Source organism: Microbulbifer sp. ARAS458-1 (assembly GCF_045348205.1).
GTDB lineage: Bacteria > Pseudomonadota > Gammaproteobacteria > Pseudomonadales > Cellvibrionaceae > Microbulbifer.
Window position 1 is genome coordinate 1,120,193 of sequence record NZ_CP155838.1, and the last position, 19,299, is coordinate 1,139,491.

At 61.2% G+C, this 19,299-nt stretch carries 16 protein-coding genes; 7 read left to right on the plus strand and 9 right to left on the minus strand.

The genetic code is table 11. The annotated features are described in order from the left end of the window. Positions 1-55: 55 nt before the first annotated feature. The 4 genes from accC to AAFH99_RS04655 all read right to left on the minus strand — a co-directional run bounded on the left by accC (position 56) and on the right by AAFH99_RS04655 (position 4,646). Positions 56-1,399 (minus strand): acetyl-CoA carboxylase biotin carboxylase subunit, encoded by a 1,344-nt coding sequence (gene accC, locus AAFH99_RS04640; RefSeq protein WP_043320198.1) that lies wholly within the window; start codon positions 1,397-1,399, stop codon positions 56-58. Positions 1,400-1,415: 16 nt separating this feature from the next. Then, on the minus strand, positions 1,416-1,892 hold the full coding sequence (gene accB, locus AAFH99_RS04645) for an acetyl-CoA carboxylase biotin carboxyl carrier protein (RefSeq protein WP_406828792.1): 477 nt from the start codon (positions 1,890-1,892) through the stop codon (positions 1,416-1,418). 86 nt (positions 1,893-1,978) lie between these two features. Further along, positions 1,979-2,416 (minus strand): type II 3-dehydroquinate dehydratase, encoded by a 438-nt coding sequence (aroQ, locus tag AAFH99_RS04650; protein ID WP_406828793.1) that lies wholly within the window; start codon positions 2,414-2,416, stop codon positions 1,979-1,981. A 352-nt stretch (positions 2,417-2,768) separates the two neighbouring features. Continuing rightward, positions 2,769-4,646: a protein-disulfide reductase DsbD gene (locus AAFH99_RS04655; protein ID WP_051687310.1), complete on the minus strand. Its 1,878-nt coding sequence runs from the start codon at positions 4,644-4,646 to the stop codon at positions 2,769-2,771. A 363-nt stretch (positions 4,647-5,009) separates the two neighbouring features. On the opposite strand from AAFH99_RS04655, the gene AAFH99_RS04660 reads away from it, so the two are divergent. From AAFH99_RS04660 to AAFH99_RS04675, 4 genes are all read left to right on the plus strand, one after another. Next, complete coding sequence (locus AAFH99_RS04660; protein ID WP_406828794.1) at positions 5,010-5,639, plus strand: N-acetylglucosaminyltransferase; 630 nt, start codon at positions 5,010-5,012, stop codon at positions 5,637-5,639. A gap of 26 nt (positions 5,640-5,665) precedes the next feature. Further along, positions 5,666-6,199 carry a copper chaperone PCu(A)C gene (locus AAFH99_RS04665; RefSeq protein ID WP_051687312.1) on the plus strand — a complete coding sequence of 178 codons (534 nt, stop codon included), beginning with the start codon at positions 5,666-5,668 and terminating at the stop codon, positions 6,197-6,199. Between the two features lie 172 nt (positions 6,200-6,371). Next, on the plus strand, positions 6,372-6,950 hold the full coding sequence (locus tag AAFH99_RS04670) for a YajG family lipoprotein (RefSeq protein ID WP_043320201.1): 579 nt from the start codon (positions 6,372-6,374) through the stop codon (positions 6,948-6,950). 76 nt (positions 6,951-7,026) lie between these two features. Next, entirely contained in the window at positions 7,027-8,808 is a 1,782-nt protein-coding gene (locus tag AAFH99_RS04675) for an EAL domain-containing protein (RefSeq protein WP_043320202.1), read from the plus strand. A gap of 241 nt (positions 8,809-9,049) precedes the next feature. Here AAFH99_RS04675 and AAFH99_RS04680 read toward each other — a convergent pair whose 3' ends face one another. Further along, positions 9,050-10,066: an adenosine kinase gene (locus tag AAFH99_RS04680; RefSeq protein WP_406828795.1), complete on the minus strand. Its 1,017-nt coding sequence runs from the start codon at positions 10,064-10,066 to the stop codon at positions 9,050-9,052. A gap of 281 nt (positions 10,067-10,347) precedes the next feature. On the opposite strand from AAFH99_RS04680, the gene mrcB reads away from it, so the two are divergent. From mrcB to AAFH99_RS04695, 3 genes are all read left to right on the plus strand, one after another. Further along, positions 10,348-13,041, plus strand: a complete 2,694-nt coding sequence (mrcB, locus tag AAFH99_RS04685; RefSeq protein WP_043320204.1) for a penicillin-binding protein 1B — start codon at positions 10,348-10,350, stop codon at positions 13,039-13,041. Positions 13,042-13,153: 112 nt separating this feature from the next. Further along, the gene (locus AAFH99_RS04690; RefSeq protein WP_051687313.1) at positions 13,154-14,125 is read left to right on the plus strand and encodes a winged helix-turn-helix domain-containing protein; all 972 of its coding nucleotides are present in this window, start codon (positions 13,154-13,156) and stop codon (positions 14,123-14,125) included. A gap of 290 nt (positions 14,126-14,415) precedes the next feature. Next, on the plus strand, positions 14,416-14,766 hold the full coding sequence (locus AAFH99_RS04695; RefSeq protein ID WP_406828796.1) for a response regulator transcription factor: 351 nt from the start codon (positions 14,416-14,418) through the stop codon (positions 14,764-14,766). 69 nt (positions 14,767-14,835) lie between these two features. On the opposite strand, the gene hemB is transcribed toward AAFH99_RS04695, so the two are convergent. The 4 genes from hemB to hemL form a co-directional block, all read right to left on the minus strand. Beyond that, on the minus strand, positions 14,836-15,846 hold the full coding sequence (hemB, locus tag AAFH99_RS04700; RefSeq protein WP_043320205.1) for a porphobilinogen synthase: 1,011 nt from the start codon (positions 15,844-15,846) through the stop codon (positions 14,836-14,838). 94 nt (positions 15,847-15,940) lie between these two features. Beyond that, on the minus strand, positions 15,941-16,567 hold the full coding sequence (locus tag AAFH99_RS04705) for a GntR family transcriptional regulator (RefSeq protein ID WP_043320206.1): 627 nt from the start codon (positions 16,565-16,567) through the stop codon (positions 15,941-15,943). A 2-nt stretch (positions 16,568-16,569) separates the two neighbouring features. Further along, positions 16,570-17,751, minus strand: a complete 1,182-nt coding sequence (locus tag AAFH99_RS04710) for a benzoate/H(+) symporter BenE family transporter (RefSeq protein WP_406828797.1) — start codon at positions 17,749-17,751, stop codon at positions 16,570-16,572. A 127-nt stretch (positions 17,752-17,878) separates the two neighbouring features. Beyond that, on the minus strand, positions 17,879-19,162 hold the full coding sequence (gene hemL, locus AAFH99_RS04715; RefSeq protein WP_043320208.1) for a glutamate-1-semialdehyde 2,1-aminomutase: 1,284 nt from the start codon (positions 19,160-19,162) through the stop codon (positions 17,879-17,881). Between the last annotated feature and the right edge of the window lie 137 nt (positions 19,163-19,299).

The window sequence follows — 19,299 nt, forward strand, 5'->3', positions numbered from 1 at the left end:
CGCCCGGTGCTAGCAAAAGAAGCACTACCACCGGGCTAATAGAAGGCAGAGAGGCTTATTCAAGCCCCAGTTTCTTCTCGAGGTAGTGGATATTCACCCCACCTTTGGCAAATTCCGCATCGCGCACCAGGTCTTCCTGTAAGGGGATATTGGTCTTGATGCCGGTGACGATCATTTCACTCAGGGCAACCCGCATCCGTGCCAGGGCGGTTTCTCGATCCTCGGCGTGGGTGATGATCTTGGCGATCATGGAATCGTAGTTGGGCGGTACGGTGTAGCCGGAATACAGGTGAGAATCCACCCGTACGCCCAGGCCGCCCGGTGCGTGGAAGTTTTCCACCTTGCCAGGGCTGGGGAAGAAGGTCTTGGGGTCTTCCGCGTTGATGCGGCACTCGAAAGAGTGGCCGGTGATCTTGATGTCTTCCTGCTTGAAAGACAGCTTTTCACCCGCACAAACCCGGATCTGCTCCTTGATCAGGTCCACGCCGGTGACCATCTCGGATACCGGATGCTCCACCTGAATACGGGTGTTCATCTCGATGAAGTAGAAGCGCTCGTCCTCGTACAGGAACTCGAAAGTACCGGCACCGCGGTAGCCGATATCAATACACGCCTGCACACAGGCGTCCTGAACGTCTTTGCGCACCTTGTCCGGGATGCCCGGCGCCGGCGCTTCTTCCAGAACCTTCTGGTGGCGGCGCTGCAGGGAGCAGTCGCGGTCGCCGAAGTTGACCGCGTTGCCCTGACCGTCGGACATCACCTGGATTTCCACGTGGCGCGGGTTCTGCAGGAACTTCTCCATGTACACGGTGCTGTCACCAAAGGCGGCACCGGCTTCGGATTTTGTTACCGAAATGGCATTCAGCAGGGCGCCCTCGCTGTGCACCACTCGCATGCCGCGACCACCGCCACCGGCAGCAGCCTTGATGATCACCGGCAGACCGATACGGCGGGCGATTTCCAGGCACTTTTCACCGTCGTCCGGCAGCGGGCCGTCGGAGCCCGGCACCGTGGGGACGCCGGCTTTCTTCATTGCGGCAATGGCGGATACCTTATCGCCCATCAGGCGGATGGTGTCTGCGTCCGGGCCGATAAAGGTGAAACCGCTTTTCTGCACCTGCTCGGCGAAGTCAGCATTTTCAGCAAGGAAACCGTATCCCGGGTGTACCGCCACCGAGTCGGTAATTTCCATCGCCGCGATAATGGCAGGAATATTCAGGTAGCTCTGTGGTGACGGGTTCGGGCCGATACACACGGCCTCGTCCGCCAGGCGTACGTGCTTCAGGTCGCGGTCGATCTGGGAGTGCACCGCCACGGTGGCAATGCCCATTTCCTTACACGCGCGCAGCACCCGCAGGGCGATCTCACCGCGGTTGGCAATCAGGATTTTTTCAAACATGCGTAAACGCCCCCGCTCAGGAAATGACGACGAGCGGCTGGTCAAACTCTACCGGTTGACCGTCTTCCACCAGAATGGATTCAATGGTGCCGGCCTTGTCCGCTTCGATCTGATTCATCATCTTCATGGCTTCGACGATACAGATGACGTCACCCACTTTTACCTGCTGGCCGACTTTGACGAAGGGGTCGGCGCCGGGGCTGGATGCCGCGTAGAAGGTGCCCACCATCGGGGATTTTACCGGGTGGCCAGTCAGCGCGGGAACGGATTCGGCAGCGGGTTCGGCTGGTGCGGCGGCTGGGGCCGGAGCGGCAGGCGCCTGAGGAGCTACCGGAGCGGCGGCCATCGGCATGGCCATCTGCGGCATCTGCATGCTGGCACCGCTGGTGCCACGGCTGATGCGAACGGACTCTTCGCCCTCTTTAATTTCCAGTTCGCCGATATCGGACTCTTCGAGCAGTTCGATCAGCTTTTTGATTTTGCGGATATCCATAACGTTCACTCTCGATTTCTTGATTGCTGGTTCCCCGACGCGCAGTCAGGGAATGAAAAATGTATTTGCTGCTACCTGTCCGATGATTAGTTGAGGCGCTTGAGTGCCGCCTCAAGGGCCAGAGTGTAGCTATCTGCTCCAAACCCACAGATCACGCCCTGCGCCAGATCCGATAAATACGAATGGTGGCGGAAGGCTTCCCGGGCATGGGGGTTGGACAGGTGCACCTCAATAAACGGGATTGATACCCCCGCCAGGGCATCGCGCAGGGCAACGCTGGTGTGCGTGAAAGCGGCGGGGTTGATAACGATGAAATCGACCTTTTCGGCAGATGCCTTCTGGATGCGGTCCACGAGCTCACCCTCGTGATTGCTCTGCAGGCTGTCGAACGCACAGCCTGCGGCGGCGCACTGAGCGCGGGCGGCTTTATCAATCTGGGCAAGGGTGGTGGAGCCGTAGATGGCCGGCTCACGGGTGCCCAGTAGGTTCAGATTGGGGCCATGTAGCAACAGCAGCTTCGCCATTCAGTGCCTCACTCTATGCCTCGCCCGACGGGATGGAGGGGCGCGAGAAATTGTGACTAAAATCCGGAAAAAGTCATGCAACTGCCCGGAAAACAACGTCAAACGGCAGATTTACCGAAATTGCGCGGGAGTTTGCCGCAAAAGTGACCCTCTGTCCATGCCTCAAATGCTCAAATAGAGACGTTGCGCGCAGTTCGCCGAAATTCGCGCCCTAATACGTGCAAAGTTTCGGTTGGGGTGGCTGCTTCGCCTACTCGAATGGCTGGAATGGCGTTGGTGGGTCCGCGATATCGAAAGGACAGAGTGTGAGGGGCGTGCCCGGCGGGCCGTGTCGGCCGCCGGGCAATGGAGGTCAGTCCAGCGCGGGGGTTTCCGCCACCGCCTCACGGCCAGTTGCGGTGCGCATGGCGGTCAGCAGACCTTCGCGAGTGAGAATCTGCGGCAATATCTGGGGCTCGCCGCCGCCGGCGGGGAACAGCAGATAGAGCGGTACGCTGGAGCGGCCATAGCGGGCCAGTAAATCGGTGATCTGCGGGTCCTGGTTGGTCCAGTCGCCTTTTAGTGCAGTGAAGCCCATATCGCCAACGGCAGCCTTGATGGCGTCGCTGGACAGCACAACCTTCTCGTTGGCAAGGCAGGTGATGCACCAGGCGGCGGTCATATTGATCAATACCGGGCGCCCTTCGCTGCGGGCGCTTTCCAGCGCTTCCGGTGAGTAGGGTTGCCAGTAATCACTTTTGCTCTGGGCCATCTGGCCGGGTGCGCTGCTCAGATTGGGCAGCACCCACACCGCGCCGGCAATTGCCGCAATGGCAAACCCGCTGCGCAGCCAGCGGTTACCATTAAAGGTGGCTGCGGGCCACAGCCACAGGGCGAAAGCGATGGCCACGGCGCCGGCGAGCACCAGTGCGACACCGTCGCTGCCGGTCTGTCGCCCGAGTACCCACAGCAGCCAAACGGCGGTCAGGTACATGGGGAAGGCCAGCAGCTGCTTCAGGGTGTCCATCCAGGGGCCGGGGCGCGGCAGGCGTTGGGCCAGGGTGGGAACGTAGGTCAGCAGCAGGAAGGGCGCGGCCATGCCAAAGCCCAATGCTGCAAATACCGCCAGTGCGATGGGGGCTGGTTGGGTAACCGCAAACCCCAGGGCGGAGCCCATCAGCGGGGCGGTGCATGGGCTTGCAACCACGGTGGCCAGTGCGCCGGTGGAAAAGGAGCCGCCGAGGCCCCTGCTTTCACTGCCGGCCCCAAGGCCCATCAGGCGGCCGCCGAATTCGGTCAGCCCGGACAGGCTGAGACCCATGGCGAAGAACAGGTACGCCAGCGCCGCGACCACCACCGGCGACTGCAGCTGGAAGCCCCAGCCTACCGCTTCACCGGCGGTGCGCAGGGCCAGCATCAGTGCCGCAATCAGCAGGAAGGTGGCCACCACGCCGGCGGTATAGGACCAGCCGTGGAGATGCTGGCGGTCACCGCTGTGGGTGATGGCCAGCGCCTTGATGGACAGCACCGGAAAAACGCAAGGCATCAGGTTGAGCAGTAGGCCGCCACCGAACGCCAGGGCCATGGCCAGCAGCAGGCTGCCGTCACTGGCGCCGCCACTTTGCAGCGGCCCGGGCGGAGAGACGATTGTCTCCGTGCTGCCACCGGAGCCAAATCCGCCGTCGCCTTCAATGAGTGCCGCAGTCTTCTGCGCCAGGTCCAGTTCGAAGTTGCGAATTTGGGGCGGATAACAGAGCCCGGCATCGGCACAGCCCTGATAATGCACCTGTATCCGGGCTTTGCTGGTATCGTTCTTCAGTGCGAGGGGGACCTCCAGCTGCCATCGATACACCTCGGTTTCTTTTTCGAAATAGTCATCCCAGATGACTTCGCCAGCCTCAAGGTTGAGTGGCAGAGGGCTCTTGTTGTCGCCGTCTACCAAGTACACCGAGAGCTTATCTCTATAGAGATAGTATTCCGGTGCGATCTGGAACATTGCACTGGCGCTGTCGTCGGAGATAAGGAAGTCCAGTTGATAGGCCTGATCTACCGGCAGGAATTCATCCTGGCCACTGCTCAGGGCTGCAAAAGGACTGTCGGACTGAGCCCGCGCGGAGGCCGGCAGGAGCAGGCCCAGCAGGGTTGCCATGAGCATGGCGGTGGCTGCGGCCAGCAGGCTAGATGGCAGGTATGGCCGGTCCGGTCTTTGGTGCGGGAAGTATTCTCCCGCGTTGTATGTCTTCGCAGTCATTGGCAATAAAATTCTTTATAGTCGAGCTGAATAGGACTGTCGTGGTCAGCTGGTGTTCCCTGCAAAGCGGGGCGGCCTAAAGTGTGGCTGGTGCCATCCGCAGCAACGCTCGCAGTGTTGGGTAGGTGTGCGGGCAGTATAACGGTGGTCTTGGTACAAAAAAACAACAGTGGCTGTCGTGGCCGCTGCTGCATGGAGGTGGTTATCAGAAAGTTGATTTCGGTCGCATTTCGAGCTCCGGATGGACCAGTCCGGCGGATTAGCCGCGCTCGCCGTTTGCCTGTGCTGTCTCCAATCCCGGCGTACTTTGCGCTCGCTTTGCTCTCGGGATGTACCACGCCGCCGCCTGAGCCACCTCCTCCGGTGATTGAGCCACCGCCGCCATCGGGGCCAAGCCCGGAAGAGATTCGCCAGCGCACCGTTCGCCATTTTCTTGGGCGCGCGGAAGAGGCACAGCGAGAAGGGTTTATCACCATGCCCGCGGGGGGCAGCGCTTACGACTTCTATTTGCAGGTACTGCAGTTAGATCCGGGCAACGCCCAGGCCGCGGCCGGTATCCAGACACTGGTGATGCATTTGGTGGATCAGGCCCGGGATGCGCTGCGACAGCGTTCGTTCGGGCGGGTGAACAGCCTGCTGAATACCGCCGATGAAATTGCGCCGGGTAACCCGCTGTCGGCAGAGGTTCGCAAGCAGGCTCAGCGTGAGCAGCAGCGTGCCCGCGAGGATGTTCTCCTGGAGGGGCCCGGAGCGCAGACGGTGCCGCTGCCCCCCGCGGAGCTGTCCGCGCGCTCCGCGACCATGGTGCAGATGCTGGGTGACCTTGCCTTGCGTATCCGCCAGCACCAGTTGCGCGTGGTTATCGTGGCCCGGGATGACAGCGAGGGTCGCTGGATATATGGGCAGCTGCGTAAGGCAGTGCCCGGTTATCGCGTTCGGGGTGATATAAAGCTCGGCAATCCGCCCCGTTTACTGTTACAAAAGAGCCAGTGAACGGTGGCAATACGGAAACAATGATAATGATCAAACTTCACGTTCTGTTTGCGCTGTGCATAACCGCTTGTCTGCCCCTGGCAGTCACGGCGGATGAGCCAGCCCCGGACCCCGAAGCCGGTAAAAGGGTGGATGCGCTTGGTTATGCACGGGAAATGCCCTCCGGCGCGCCGGTGGGGGCTGCATATCTTCAGCTGCGTAATCCCGCAAATGCCGCACGGGTGCTGAAGCGTATCGAGGCGCCCGCCCACCCCGCGGCGAAAATCGAGCTGCACACCACTCAACAGGTGGATGGAGTGAGCCGGATGCGGCCGGTGGAAAAATTGGCGGTTCCCGCGCAGGGTGTACTTGAAATGGGCCCCGGTGCGACCCACCTGATGGTGCACGGTGTTCGGCTGAAAGCGGGCGACACTCTTGCGTTAAGGCTGGTTTTCGCTGACGGCGGTATTCAGCAGCTGGAACTGCCGGTATTGGGACTGACTGAGTCGCCTCCCGCGGGCATGCGCGCGGGCAAGCCACAAGACGCTCACCACCACCATCACCACCACGGACACGGTTGAGCCCACTGGCGATTAAATCGGGCCTGTTGGTTGAGAAAGGTGAAGTGGTAACGGAATTTCCCGTATCTTTCTGTTGTCATTTAGCTCCGGCCCTCGAACCAACGGGCTGTCAACATGGGATGTCGGCGGCACTGCAGATGAACGCCACACAATGTATTAAATGGAGAACGCTATGAAATTACTGGCCGCAATTCTGGTAACAGGTTTTGCAGTCATGCTTGGTGCCTGTGCTCACAGTCCTGTGCAGGTAGAAATCAAGCCTCAGGTTGCGGTGGCAGCAGACACCATCGGTAGTGGGTACACACTCTCCGCACGCGGTACTAACCAGTTGGGCGGTGAGGGGTTGGGTTCGCTCGGTGGCGTCTACGCCGATTCTTCCAATGTGACCCTGGCCAATAATATCGAGCGGGCCATGTCTGATGCGCTTTATCAGGGCTTTGAATCCTGGTCGTTCCGCGGCGTTGAGGGTGGCGGCGATGTACAAGTGGTCGCGAACCTGACCGAGCTCACTTACAGCAGCCCAAACAAGCTATACACCACCAAAGTAAATTCCGGTGCGGCAATTCAGTTGCAGGTGACCGTCAAGGGTGCAACGTTTTTTGGAAATTACAGCACCAGCGGTAAAGACCGCAATCTGATCAAGCCTAGCCAGGAAGAGGTGGAGAGCACCATCAATCAGCTGCTCAGCGCTACCCTGCAGCGGGCATTCGAAGATGAAAAGTTGAAAGCATTCCTCCGTCAGCACCTGTGATAAGCTGGCTGAGACGAGTGAGTGTCATGCTCAGATTAGGCGTTTGATTGTGAAGGCCCATTGAACTGGATGTCCCTTGACTGAATTCGACCCCCAAAATGCTCGCTATCATGGCCAGCTGGATAACGTGGAGCCGGACCCGCTACCCGAAGGGCAGCTGACGACGGCCGCTGCGGAGTTGGCGCTGGGTGAGGTGGCTGATGGCGTGGTGATCACTGATCGCCACGGCCGTATCCGCTACAGCAACCCGCTGGCGGGTGAGCTGTGCGGTAATCTGATGGGGTTACTGCCGGGGCAACTGCTCGCCGAGAGCCTGTCATTGCAGGATGCGTCGGGTGCGCCACTCGACCTGTCATTGGCCTGTGCTGATGGCGAAGAGGTGCCCAGCCGTCGTGAGATTCAGGCATACATTTACCGGGAGGGGCACCGCAGTGCGGGTGGTGAGCTGGTGGAAATCAGCATCCAGGTGAACAGCCTGAAAGAGGGTGTCAATCTCGAGGGCTATGTGCTGGTGTTGCGCCACACATCGGAAGCTCGCCGAATATCTTCCCGCCTCAGTTGGCACAGCAGCCACGATGCACTAACCCGCCTGCCCAACCGGCAGACCTTTGAGCACTCACTGCAACAGCTGCTCAATAGCGAGGCTGGTCCCCGTCAGCATCATATCCTCCTGTATCTCGATGTGTACCAGTTCAAGGTGGTCAACGACACTCTCGGTTACAGCGCCGGAGATGCGTTACTGATTGCCCTTGCCGGTATTCTGACCCGTTGTCTGGGTAAGGGAGATTTGTTGGGGCGCGTGGGGAGTGACGAGTTTGCGCTGCTGTTGCGCGACTGCACTCTGGAAGAGGCCAAACGTATCGTGACCCGCTTGCGGGAAGCGGTGAACGAGTTTGTCTTCGAGTGGGAGAGCAGTGAGACCCGCCCGGCGTTGTCGATCGGAGCGGTGAGCGTGGATACCCATGCGCCCCCTGCCAGCCAATTGCTGGCGTCGGCCAATGATGCCTGTAGCGCGGCGCGGGATCAGGGGCGCAACCGGGTAAAATTTTTCGGGGATTCCCGCAAGGCGCTGGAGAAGCGTCGCGAGAGTACCTGGCTTGCGGAGATCCACGCGGCGATTCGCGAGGACCGCTTGATGCTGTACCGCCAGCCGGTAGTGGCGCTGCAGGAAAAAAACCGGGTGCACCATTACGAGGTGCTGGTGCGCATGCGCGGGCGCGATGGTGACGTGATTTCTCCGGGACTGTTTTTACCGGCGGCGGAGCGCTACGGCATCATTGATGATGTGGATCGCTGGGTGATCCGCAAGATCTTCCACTATATGGCGCTGGAGCAGAGCAGTGGTTCCGGTGGTTTCCACTATGCGATCAATATTTCCGGGATCAGTCTCGGGGACGAGTACTTTGCGGATTTTGTGCTGCGCGAGTTGACGGAGGCTGGCGTGGCTCCGTCCCGGGTGCAGTTTGAGATTACCGAGACGAGTGCGATCAATAATCTCGATCGGGCGCTGATGTTTATCCACAAGCTGCGGGCGGCGGGTTGCAGCTTTGCGTTGGATGATTTTGGTCGCGGTGCCTCTTCGCTGGCGTATCTGCGTCAGTTGCCGGTGGATTATCTGAAAATCGATGGGTCCTTTGTGCGCAATATGCTGGAGGATGAGATCGACAGTGCGATGGTGAGTACCGTGGATCATCTGGCGAAGCGGATGGGGATCAGTACCATTGCAGAGTTTGCGGAGACGCCGGAGCTTTTGGAGAAGCTGCGGATGATGGGGGTGGATTATGCGCAGGGGTTCGGGATCGCCGCTGCTGCCTGCCTGCCTGAGATTAGTGGGCCGCGTCCTTCTTCTGTGAATTGATTCCTTCGGGCCTTCGGGTGGTTTTGAATTTCCTCTGGTGGCGGCCGAGCACCGGGTAAGGGTTTTCAGGACCGAGCTAGGCGCCCCCCTGTTAACCCATCCTTGGGCGCTGCGTCGCAAAGTACCCGGCCGCTTCAGCGCGGCGCCTTCGGCCCTGTTTGCGACGCTCCTGAAAACCCTCACCCGGCACTCGGCCTTCGCATCGGCTTTTTTTGCTTCGTTCGCCGATCGTTTTCTTCTTTTACGCGTTTGCCGTCTGTTCCAGCAGCTCCTGATGCTGCTCCGGGCGCAGTCTCGGTCCATACTGGCTCACCACCTGGGCCGCCGCGCGGCACGCCAGTTCGCCGGCTTCGGCAAAACTTTTTCCACGGTTGATCCCGAACAGGAAGGCGCCTGCGAACATGTCGCCGGCGCCATTGGTATCGATGGCTTTTACCCTGGGGCTGGCGACGCGAATTTCCTGTTCGCCGTCCCACAGCAGTGCGCCGTCGGCGCCGAGGGTGATGGCGAAGGCGTCGCAGTGGTTGCGCAGGGCCTGGGCGGCCTCTTCCAGGGAATCGGTGTTGCAGTACTTGAGGGCTTCTTCGCGGTTGCAGAACAGCAGGTCGACGCCACCGCCGATCATTTCTTTGAGGCCGTCGTGGAACAGTTGCACCATCATGGGGTCGGATAGGCTCAGGGCGGTTTTTACGCCCCCTGCTTCGGCCTGCTCACGCAGGGCGATGGCGGCGGCGCGGCCGGTGGGGGAGGAGACGAGGTAGCCTTCGATGTAAGCCCACTTGGATTGTGCCAGGGCCTCGCAGTCGAGTTCGCTGACTGATAGGTCGGCACTGATGCCGAGGTAAGTATTCATGCTGCGCTCGGCGTCGGGGGTGATGAGCACGAGGCATTTGCCGGTGGTGCCGCTGTCGGCACTGTTTAATACCTGTGGGTAGGCGACGCCGGCGGCGGCGAGGTTGTCGCGGTAGAAGGCGCCATTGTCGTCATTGGCAACCTTGCAGGAGTAGAAAGTCCTGAGACCGAAATAGCTGGCGCCGATGATGGTGTTGGCGCCGGAGCCGCCGCAGGCGTGGCTGGCGGTGACCAGGTGGTTTTTGAGGTCGCCCACCAGCTGCTGCTGGCGGCTGTCATCCACCAGGGTCATTACCCCCTTGTCTACCCCGAGAGTCTGCAGGTCGCTGTCGGTGACTTCGATTTCCGTGTCGAGCAGGGCAGCGCCGATGCCGTAGAGTTCGTATTTGTGTGTGGGGTTGTGCATGGGGTAGTGCGTCCGTAAAACGAGCCTGAGTATTCTTGAATGGGCGCATTATGGCGGCCCACCGGTGCAGTGCAAGTTTTGGGCACCTGCCGTCGGGAGGAGGGGAGGTGGCGACGGCGGGACTATGGTTGGCGCGCCGTGACCCGCCGGGTTTGACTTGTGCGCGGCCGACCTTATAAATGCCCGCTATAACAGCTTGAGGCGTGCCCGAAACGGGCGGAGTTGCCCAGGCTCGATGTACCCGTTACCCAGTTCTTTTTCTGATTGTTATCCGGATTTCTATGCCAGCGAAAAAACGCCGCTCTACCACCAAACGTTCCCATCGCAGCGAGGGGCGCCTCGGTCGCTGGATCAAGCGCCTCAGCCTGCTTGCCCTGCTCGGTGTGCTGGTGCTGGCGGGCTATATGGTATGGCTGGACATGCAGTTGCGCGAGCGTCTCGATAGTCGCCAGTATCAGCTGCCAGCGCGGGTGTTTGCGCGCCCGCTCGTGCTGAAAGAAGGCATGGTGATGCGCCCGGATGAGCTGGAGGCGGAATTTGCAGCACTCAATTACAAAAAGGTAGCGGCGGTCGATGAACCGGGCCAGTGGCAGCGGGACGGCATGGAATATCTGGTGTGGCGAAGGGACTTTATCCACGCCGACAAGCGCGAACAGGCCGCCAAGGTACGCTTTCGTCTGCGCAACGATGAGTTGAGCGGCCTGCGTGATGAAGCCGGTACGGGGATCAAGGAGTTCCGTCTGGACGCAGCCCCCATTGGTACATTGCTGGGCGGCGGAGACGACCGCACTCCGGTGCGTATTGAAGAAATTCCGCCGTTGTTGGGGGCAACCCTGATCGCGGTGGAGGACCAGGATTTTGCTCATCACTTCGGCGTTTCGCCCCGAGGGATTGCCCGTGCCATGGTCGCCAATTTCAAGGCCGGCGGCGTGGTACAGGGTGGCTCCACTATCACCCAGCAGCTGGTAAAGAACATCTTTTTCGATCACAAGCCCAGCCTGTGGCGGAAGTTTAACGAAGCGTTGATGGCGATCCTGATGGAGATCCATTACGACAAGGCTTACATCCTCCAGGAGTACATCAACGAGGTCTGGTTGGGGCAGCAGGGTAGTCGTGCTATCTACGGCTTCGGTCTCGCGGCCGAGTTCTATTTCCACAAACCCCTGAACCAACTGGAGCCTCATCAGATCGCTCTGCTGGTGGGGCTGGCCAAGGGCGCGTCCTATTACAACCCCTGGCGGCATCCCAAGCGCGCGCTGGAACGTCGCAACACGGTGCTGGATGTGATGCAGGAGCAGGGGTTGATTAGTGAGGAAGATCTCGCGCGGCTGAAGAAAAAGCCGCTGGAGGTGGCCACCGTCGGTGCCGCGGCCCAGAATCCCTACCCGGCGTTTACCGAGCGCCTGCTTGAGGAGTTGCGCCCCTATTACTCCGTAGAGGAGCTGCGGACCGCTGGTCTGCGGGTCTACACCACCCTCGCGCCGTCGGTGCAACAGCTCGCGGAAGATGCCATTAGCGATGGGGCGACCAAGCTGGAGAAGGATCGCGGGATCAAGGCGGATTCCCTGCAGGGCGCCACGGTGATCCTGGAAAACCACAGTGGTAATGTGCTCGCCATGGTGGGTGACCGCCGCCCTCACTACCCGGGCTTTAACCGCGCTCTGGAAGCGCGCCGTCAGATCGGCTCTCTGATCAAGCCGGCGGTGTATCTGACCGCCCTGGAGCGCGCCCATGAGTACAATCTGGGAACCCTGATCGATGATGCGCCGATTCGCGAGGTCAGTGAGGATGGCCAGGTGTGGATGCCGGCCAACTTCAACAACCGCAGCCACGGTCAGGTGCCCCTGTACGTGGCACTGTCCCGTTCCTACAACCAGGCGACGGCGCGCCTGGGGCTGGATCTCGGGATCGAGAGTGTGCGCCAGACCATTCGTCGACTAGGCGTGCAGGCGAACCTTCCGCGGGTGCCCTCCCTGTTTCTGGGTGCAGTGGAATTGACGCCCTACGAAGTGGCGGGCATGTACCAGACCATGGCGAATGGCGGTGAACATGTAGAGCCGCGCACACTGTTGGCGGTATCGGATGCCGAAGGTGCCCAGGTTCAACGTTTTCGCCCCAAGACCAATCGGGGGGTGGATGAGGTGCCCATCTACCTGCTGCGCTACGGGCTGGAACAGGTCATGCGTGAGGGAACCGGCAAAAGTGCCTACCGCCGCCTGCCCAACAGTGTGCCCTTCGCCGGCAAGACCGGTACCACCAACAACTATCGGGACAGCTGGTTTGCCGGCTTCAGCCCGGGAGTGACAGCGGTGGTATGGCTGGGCCGGGATGACAACGAACGCACCAGCCTCACCGGCGCTACCGGTGCGCTGAGTATCTGGACCGAAATTATGCGACAGTTGCCCCACCGCCACGGCCGTATTCAGGCGCCAAGGGGGGTGGAGTGGAAGCCCATCAACGAAAAGGGTGAGTACATGGACCCGCGCTACTGCCAGGGCGGGCGCGAGGTGCCGATTTCCACAGAGAGCCGGCTGGTGACCGACCCGCGCTGTGAGCGCCGTGGTTGGTTCCGCAACTGGTTTGACCGCGACGACGAAAATGTTGCGCCGCGGGAGGATATGACCCCTGGCTGGGGAATAGACCCGGAACAGCAGCGCCGCGAGCGCCAGCAGAAAGAACAACAGGAGCGGGAACGTCAACTGCGTGAGCAACTGGACCTTGAAGGGCAACCGGTGCCCCAGCAGCCGCAACAGTATCCGCAGCAGCGTATCCCGCAGACCGAAGCCGAGCGTTTGCAGCGTCTCGAAGAGTCCGGTCGCCAGCAGGAGCAGCGCTACCTGGAGGAAGAGCGTCGCGCACAGGAAGAGCGGCGTCAGCTCGAGCAGCGCATCCAGGAGCAGGAGCGTCGCCGGGGTGCTCCGGTGGAGGACGCACAGCCCTGGCCACCGCAGGAAGAGGACGACCAATGGCCATGATACCGGCGATATGATCCCCTGAAACTGGTGACCTGCAGGATTTCGTGCTGGCCTTTTGTACTGACGATCGTTCATAATCTTCCGCCGATCGCGATTCTTATTCGGTCAGACGATGCAGTATCGATTCGACAGCTTTTTTCTGGATATGACGCACCTGCGCCTGGCGGCAAATGCCCAGGTTGTAGATTCTGATGCCCGTCAGCTGCAATTGCTGGGGCTGCTGATTGCCGCCTACCCGGAGTGCGTCACCCGTCAATCCCTACTGGATCAGCTTTGGCCCAACACCGTGGTTTCCCAGTGGTCGCTGGGGCGGCTGGTTTCTGATACACGCAAGCAGTTTCGCGAGCTGGGCTATGCCGGTGAGCTGATCCAGACCCAGCATGGGCGCGGCTACCGGCTCTCGCCCGAGGTCGCAGAAAAGCTGCAGCGGGTCGAACCTGCGACGGAGTCTGCGGTAAGCCCCGGCTCTACTCACCCACACTCGGTTGACTCCTTCCCCCCTCGTGATACCGCCCCGGGAAGTGACCCGGCACATACCCCGGACCCGCTCTCGCACACCCGCGATCGCAGTTTCTGGCGGTTGTTTTCGGCGGTGGCCGTGGCGGTGGTGGTGACTGGGTTGGTAGTTTCCATGGTAACCGCACGGCGTATTCCCGGAGACGGGGCTCCGCTGGTCATCGGCGAGGCTCCGGGGGTGCGCGGCCGCATCCTGTGGGTGGATGACAACCCGGATAACAATCTCAGTGAGCGCAGCCACTTCGAATCGAAAAATATCGCGATTTACCTGGCGACCAATACCGAAGATGCCATGACCCTACTGTCCATGTACCGCTATGATGCGGTGATCTCGGATATGGGGCGCGGTGGCGAGCCCCTGGCGGGCTTCAAATTGATGGAGCGCATTCGCAGCAAGCGTGACCGTACCCCCTATTTCCTGTACACCATCATGCCGTCGGAAACCCAGCGCCAGCTGGTTGTGCAACGGGGTGGTAACGGAGTGGCAGTGACGCCAGAGGAGCTCTACAGGATGGTGCTGCCTCTGTTTGAGAATGCGTCGTCCCCGGCTTCTTCCAGCCCCCCCTGATTGGTTCAGACGACTGCCAGAACAGCCCCTCGGCAGGGACTTTTCTGGGGTGTCCCCTCTCTTCCTCTCTTGTCCCGAGCCCCTGAATTTCCTGCTATCACTGGCTTTCACAAGTATTCACAAGCTTTCAAAGACCTTGCGCCGCGCTACTGGCTACATTGGCTCCGTTGATCCCCGGGAGCCACCCCAGTGGGGTGGGGCTAACTGGCCAAGACCGACCCCGGGGGGGTGTTGAACGCGGGAAGCCGGATTCGAAAGCGGGCTTCCGGGTACTGTTGAATGGGGGAGTCATGTTGGGGGCAGGACTGGGTGCGGCGCTACTGAAGACTGCGGAAGCTGAAAGTGAGTTACCGCAGGTGCAGAAGCGACAGCCGGTGACGGTTGATGCTGCTGAGGTTGAAGTGGCGTCGGTGGAGGCTCGCGTTGACACGGTGGTGTCCGGTGGTGGAGCGCCTTTCAGTCGCCGTGAGCGCCAGGTGCTTGAGCAGGTTGCCGCCGGAGCAACCAGCGCGGAAATCGCCGAGCGATTGCACATCTCCATCCACACGGTAAAAAATCACCGTAAAAGCATTCTGCGCAAGGCCGGCTGCCGCAACTCCGGTCAGCTGGTTTCCCGCTGTGCAGCGCTTGGATTGATCTGATCCGCCTAAAACGGGGCAGCTGCAGCGAGAAGGGCGCCGCACCGGGCGGCCCTCTGTCACTTCAGCCCGTCAGCGCTGTAGTAATTTCGCGGCTTCTTCCGCAAAGTAGGTCAGCACTCCGTCAGCCCCGGCGCGCTTGAACGCGAGCAGGGATTCAAGAATGACTCCCTCTCGGTTGAGCCATCCGTTCTCAAATGCCGCACAGTGCATGGCGTACTCTCCGCTCACCTGGTAGGCAAAGGTGGGGACCTTCAGTTCGTCTTTGACCCGCCTGACCACGTCCAGGTAGGGCATCCCGGGCTTCACCATGATCATGTCTGCCCCTTCCGCCAGATCCAGTGCGCACTCGTGCAGGGCCTCCTCACCATTGGCAGGATCCATCTGGTAGCTGAACTTGTTGGCGCCTTTCAGGTTGCCCGCAGAACCCACCGCATCGCGAAACGGTCCGTAATAGCTTGATGCGTACTTGGCGGCGTAGGACATGATCTGGGTATTCACATGACCATCGCGTTCCAGCGCGGCGCGTACCGCACCGATGCGCCCGTCCATCATGTCGGAGGGTGCCACCACATCGGCGCCCGCTTCCGCATGGGACAGCGCCTGCTGCACCAGCACTTCCACCGTGTCGTCATTGACGATGTAGCCGGCGTCGTTCATCAGCCCGTCCTGGCCGTGACTGGTGAACGGGTCCAGGGCTACGTCGGTGATGACGCCGAGCTCCGGGGCGGTATCTTTGAGCGCGCGCACCGCGCGTTGGGCCAATCCGTCCTTGTCGTAGGCGGCACGTGCGTCGTCAGATTTTGCCGACGGGTCTACCACAGGGAACAGCGCCACCGCGGGAATACCCAGCTTCACCAGCTCTTTGACCTTGGCGGTGAGCAGGTCCACGGTGAGCCGTTCCACCCCCGGCATAGAGGCGACCTGCTGGATTTCACTACGGCCTTCAATCACAAATAGCGGCAGGATCAGGTCGTCGGTGCTCAGGCGATTTTCCCGCACCAGGCGGCGGGAGAACTCACTGGCGCGCAGGCGGCGTGGCCGGGAATGGGGGAATGGGCCGCGATGGGAAGTGAAACTCATGGTGTGGGCACTCCGAAAATTGGATGGGCAGGCTACGGTTCGGTGAGCGCCTGCTCGACAGGCGCGCATGATAGCAAACCCCGGAGCGCGGGTTTTACCCCTGCCGATCGCTCAGGTGCTGCACCAGCAGGCGCCCTGCGGCAGCGATATGTTGCTCGAGCAGTGCACACGCCGGTGCACAATCGCCCTGTTGCAGAAGATCCAGCAGCCGGTGATGCTCTTCCTGGCTGGTGCTCTGATAGTCGAGCGTACGATTCTGATAGCCAATGTAGCGCTCGCACTGTCGCTGCAGTTGTTCAACAGTGTGGAATAGCGCGGGCCTCTCGGCGGCCCGGTACAGGGTGGTGTGGAACTGCCAGTTGTGCTGGCCAAGGGCTGACGCGTCCAGCACCGGGTTCTTATCCATCGCATCGAGAATATCCCGCGCCCGCCCGATGATCTCGCCGTTGAGGTTTGGTGCTGCGCGCTCTAGCAGCAGTGGCTCCAGATGCATACGCATCAGATAGAGGTCTTCCGCTTCCTGGGGTGCGAGAGCCGGCACGGCCAGGCCCCGTTTGCCGTGAGTGCACAGCCAGCCCTCGGCTTTCAGTCGCGCCAGGGCGTCCCGCACCGGAATGCGGCTGACGCCGTAGCGCTTGGCGATTTCAGCCTGCTTTAGAGGAGTTCCCGGGGCAAAGTGTCCCCGTTGCAGGTCCAGCTTGAGTTGGTGGTAGAGATCCATTATCACCTCCGTTGCAGCAGCCCGTGGCAGGCCAGACCCGCTGTGAGTCCCCAGAAAGCCGAGCCGATCCCAAAAAAGCTGACCCCGGAGGCGGTGATCAGTAATGTGAAGAGTGCGGCCTCGCGGCTGTCGGCCTCGGCGGTGGCACCGGCGAGGCTGGTCCCGATCACACCGATCAGCGCCAGCCCGGCGACGCCGGCAATCATGGCCTCGGGGAGCGCTTTAAACAGCATCACCAGGCTGGCCCCAAACAGCCCCGTCAGCAGATAAAACACACCTGCGGCGATACCGGCGATATAGCGCCGTGTGGGGTCGGGGTGGGCCTCAGGGCCCGTGCATATAGCAGCGGAAATGGCCGCAAAGTTAAACGCAAAGCCGCCAAAAGGGGCCAGCGCGAGGCCGGCCAGCCCGGTGCCGCCCACCACCGGCGAAATCGGCACTTTGCCGTAGCCGCTGGCGCGCAGTATCGCAGCCCCAGGCAGGTTCTGTGAGGTCATGGTGACGATAAACAGCGGCAGGCCCACACCCAGCAGTACCGCCGGGTTGAACGCGGGCGCCACCCACTGCAGCCGGCCAACGGACCAGGCCAGCTGCTCTGTGTGGACTGCCCCGAGCAGCCAGCTGGCGCCAAAGCCTACCCCCAGCACCAGCGGGATACAGTAGCGCGGCAGCCAGCGCCGCCCCAGCAGGTAAGTTAACAGCATCGCGCCCACCAGTGTGGGGCTGGTCTGTAGGGAGGTGAAGATCGAGAGCCCAAACTGCAGCAGAATGCCCGCGAGCATGGCACTGGCCAGGGGTAGTGGCACCCGCGCCGCAATCCGCTCGAAAGCGCCGGAGACTCCCAGAACCAGGGTGAGCAGGGCGCTGAACAGGAAAGCTCCGACTGCTTCGGACAGGGAAACCCCGTGCAGGCTGGTGATCAGCAGTGCGGCCCCGGGGGTGGACCAGGCGGTAACCACCGGCGCGCGGTAGTACCAGGAAAAGCCGATGCAGGTGAGGCCCATGCCGAGGCCGAGGGCCCCGATCCACGAGACCATTTGCGCCTCACTGGCGCCGGCGGCGTCCGCTGCCTGCAGCACGATCGCAACCGAGCTGGCAAAACCCACCAGCACCGCGGCAAAGCCCGCACTGATGGCAGACAGGGTGGTATCGCTACTGAGAGAACGCTGTGCGACCTGCTCCATAAAATGTATACCTGGCTAAAAATGTATACATTTTCAGCCAGGTAAGGATCGGGCGCAATGGGGGCCTGTGGGGGGGATCCTAGATTGACCGCCACCGCTGGAGTCCGGTGGCGGAGTTGCAGTGCGTTCAGTCGAGGCGGGCGAACACCCGTCGCGCGGCGGCAATGGTGTTGTCGATATCCTCATCGCTGTGGGCGGCGGACATAAACCCGGCTTCGTAGGAAGCCGGCGCCAGGTACACGCCCTCTTCCAGCATACCGTGGAAGAAGCGGTTGAAACGCTCGGTGTTACAGGCCATGACCTGCTGGTAATTGCTTACCTGCTCTGCGTCGGTGAAGAAGAACCCGAACATGCTGCCGACCTTGTTTGCAGTAAGCGGGATGCCGGCATCCCTGGCCGCGGTCAGAACGCCGTCTACCAGGCGGTCGGTTTTTGCGCTCAGTGCGTCGTAGAGACCCTCCTCCTGGATCAGTTGCAGGGTCTCGAGGCCCGCCACCATGGCCATAGGGTTCCCGGACAGGGTGCCCGCCTGATACACCGGCCCCAGCGGGGCAATCTTTTCCATGATTTCACGTTTGCCACCGAAGGCGCCCACCGGCATACCGCCACCGATCACCTTGCCGAGGGTGGTGATGTCGGCTTCGATACCGTAGTGGCCCTGGGCACCGGTCAGGCTGACGCGGAAACCGGTCATCACCTCGTCCAGAATCAGCACCGCACCGGACTGGTCGCAGACCTCGCGCAGGGTTTCCAGAAAGCCCGGCAGCGGCGGAATGCAGTTCATGTTGCCCGCCACCGGCTCGACGATGATGCAGGCAATCTGGTCGCCAATTTCGGCGAAACACTTTTTCACGCCCTCGATATCGTTGTAGGTGAGGGTGATGGTGTGGTCGGCAAGTGCTGCTGGGACACCGGGGGAGGACGGCACACCCATGGTGAGGGCGCCGGAGCCGGCTTTGACCAGCAGCGAGTCGGAGTGGCCGTGGTAGCAACCTTCAAACTTCACGATCTTGTCGCGCCCGGTGTGGCCGCGGGCCAGGCGAATGGCGCTCATAGTGGCCTCGGTACCGGAGTTGACGAAGCGCACCAGGTCCATGTCCGGCCATAGGCGGCACAGCTCTTCCGCCAGCTCGGTTTCCAGTTCGGTGGGGGCGCCGAAACTCAGACCGGACTGGGCCTGTTCGACAACGGCATCAATCACATCGGGGTGCGCGTGGCCCAGCACCATCGGGCCCCAGGACTGCACGTAATCGATGTAGCGTTTTTCGTCGGCATCGTACAGGTAGGCGCCCTCGGCGCGCTCGATAAACACCGGAGTGCCGCCCACCGCGCGGAAGGCGCGCACCGGCGAATTGACGCCGCCGGGGATGACTTTCTGGGCTTCGGCAAAAAGGGATTCGGATTTGCTCATAGAGATACGGACACCGGATTTGAGAGGGTGAAGGGAATTCGGGATTGGAAATTGCGCGGTATTATCGGCGGCACCGCCACCGGTCGCAAACCGGATGGCAGATTTATCTGCGGCGGCGGAGGCCGGGCGTGATGTGC

What these genes read in the sequence shown, in the direction of transcription:
- hemL (WP_043320208.1), bottom strand. Translation starts at nt 19,162, where the DNA reads ATGAGCAAATCCGAATCCCTTTTTGCCGAAGCCCAGAAAGTCATCCCC.
- accC (WP_043320198.1), bottom strand. Translation starts at nt 1,399, where the DNA reads ATGTTTGAAAAAATCCTGATTGCCAACCGCGGTGAGATCGCCCTGCGG.
- AAFH99_RS04710 (WP_406828797.1), bottom strand. Translation starts at nt 17,751, where the DNA reads ATGGAGCAGGTCGCACAGCGTTCTCTCAGTAGCGATACCACCCTGTCT.
- accB (WP_406828792.1), bottom strand. Translation starts at nt 1,892, where the DNA reads ATGGATATCCGCAAAATCAAAAAGCTGATCGAACTGCTCGAAGAGTCC.
- aroQ (WP_406828793.1), bottom strand. Translation starts at nt 2,416, where the DNA reads ATGGCGAAGCTGCTGTTGCTACATGGCCCCAATCTGAACCTACTGGGC.
- AAFH99_RS04705 (WP_043320206.1), bottom strand. Translation starts at nt 16,567, where the DNA reads ATGGATCTCTACCACCAACTCAAGCTGGACCTGCAACGGGGACACTTT.
- mrcB (WP_043320204.1), top strand. Translation starts at nt 10,348, where the DNA reads ATGCCAGCGAAAAAACGCCGCTCTACCACCAAACGTTCCCATCGCAGC.
- AAFH99_RS04695 (WP_406828796.1), top strand. Translation starts at nt 14,416, where the DNA reads ATGTTGGGGGCAGGACTGGGTGCGGCGCTACTGAAGACTGCGGAAGCT.
- AAFH99_RS04680 (WP_406828795.1), bottom strand. Translation starts at nt 10,066, where the DNA reads ATGCACAACCCCACACACAAATACGAACTCTACGGCATCGGCGCTGCC.
- AAFH99_RS04655 (WP_051687310.1), bottom strand. Translation starts at nt 4,646, where the DNA reads ATGACTGCGAAGACATACAACGCGGGAGAATACTTCCCGCACCAAAGA.
- AAFH99_RS04665 (WP_051687312.1), top strand. Translation starts at nt 5,666, where the DNA reads ATGATCAAACTTCACGTTCTGTTTGCGCTGTGCATAACCGCTTGTCTG.
- AAFH99_RS04670 (WP_043320201.1), top strand. Translation starts at nt 6,372, where the DNA reads ATGAAATTACTGGCCGCAATTCTGGTAACAGGTTTTGCAGTCATGCTT.
- AAFH99_RS04690 (WP_051687313.1), top strand. Translation starts at nt 13,154, where the DNA reads ATGCAGTATCGATTCGACAGCTTTTTTCTGGATATGACGCACCTGCGC.
- hemB (WP_043320205.1), bottom strand. Translation starts at nt 15,846, where the DNA reads ATGAGTTTCACTTCCCATCGCGGCCCATTCCCCCATTCCCGGCCACGC.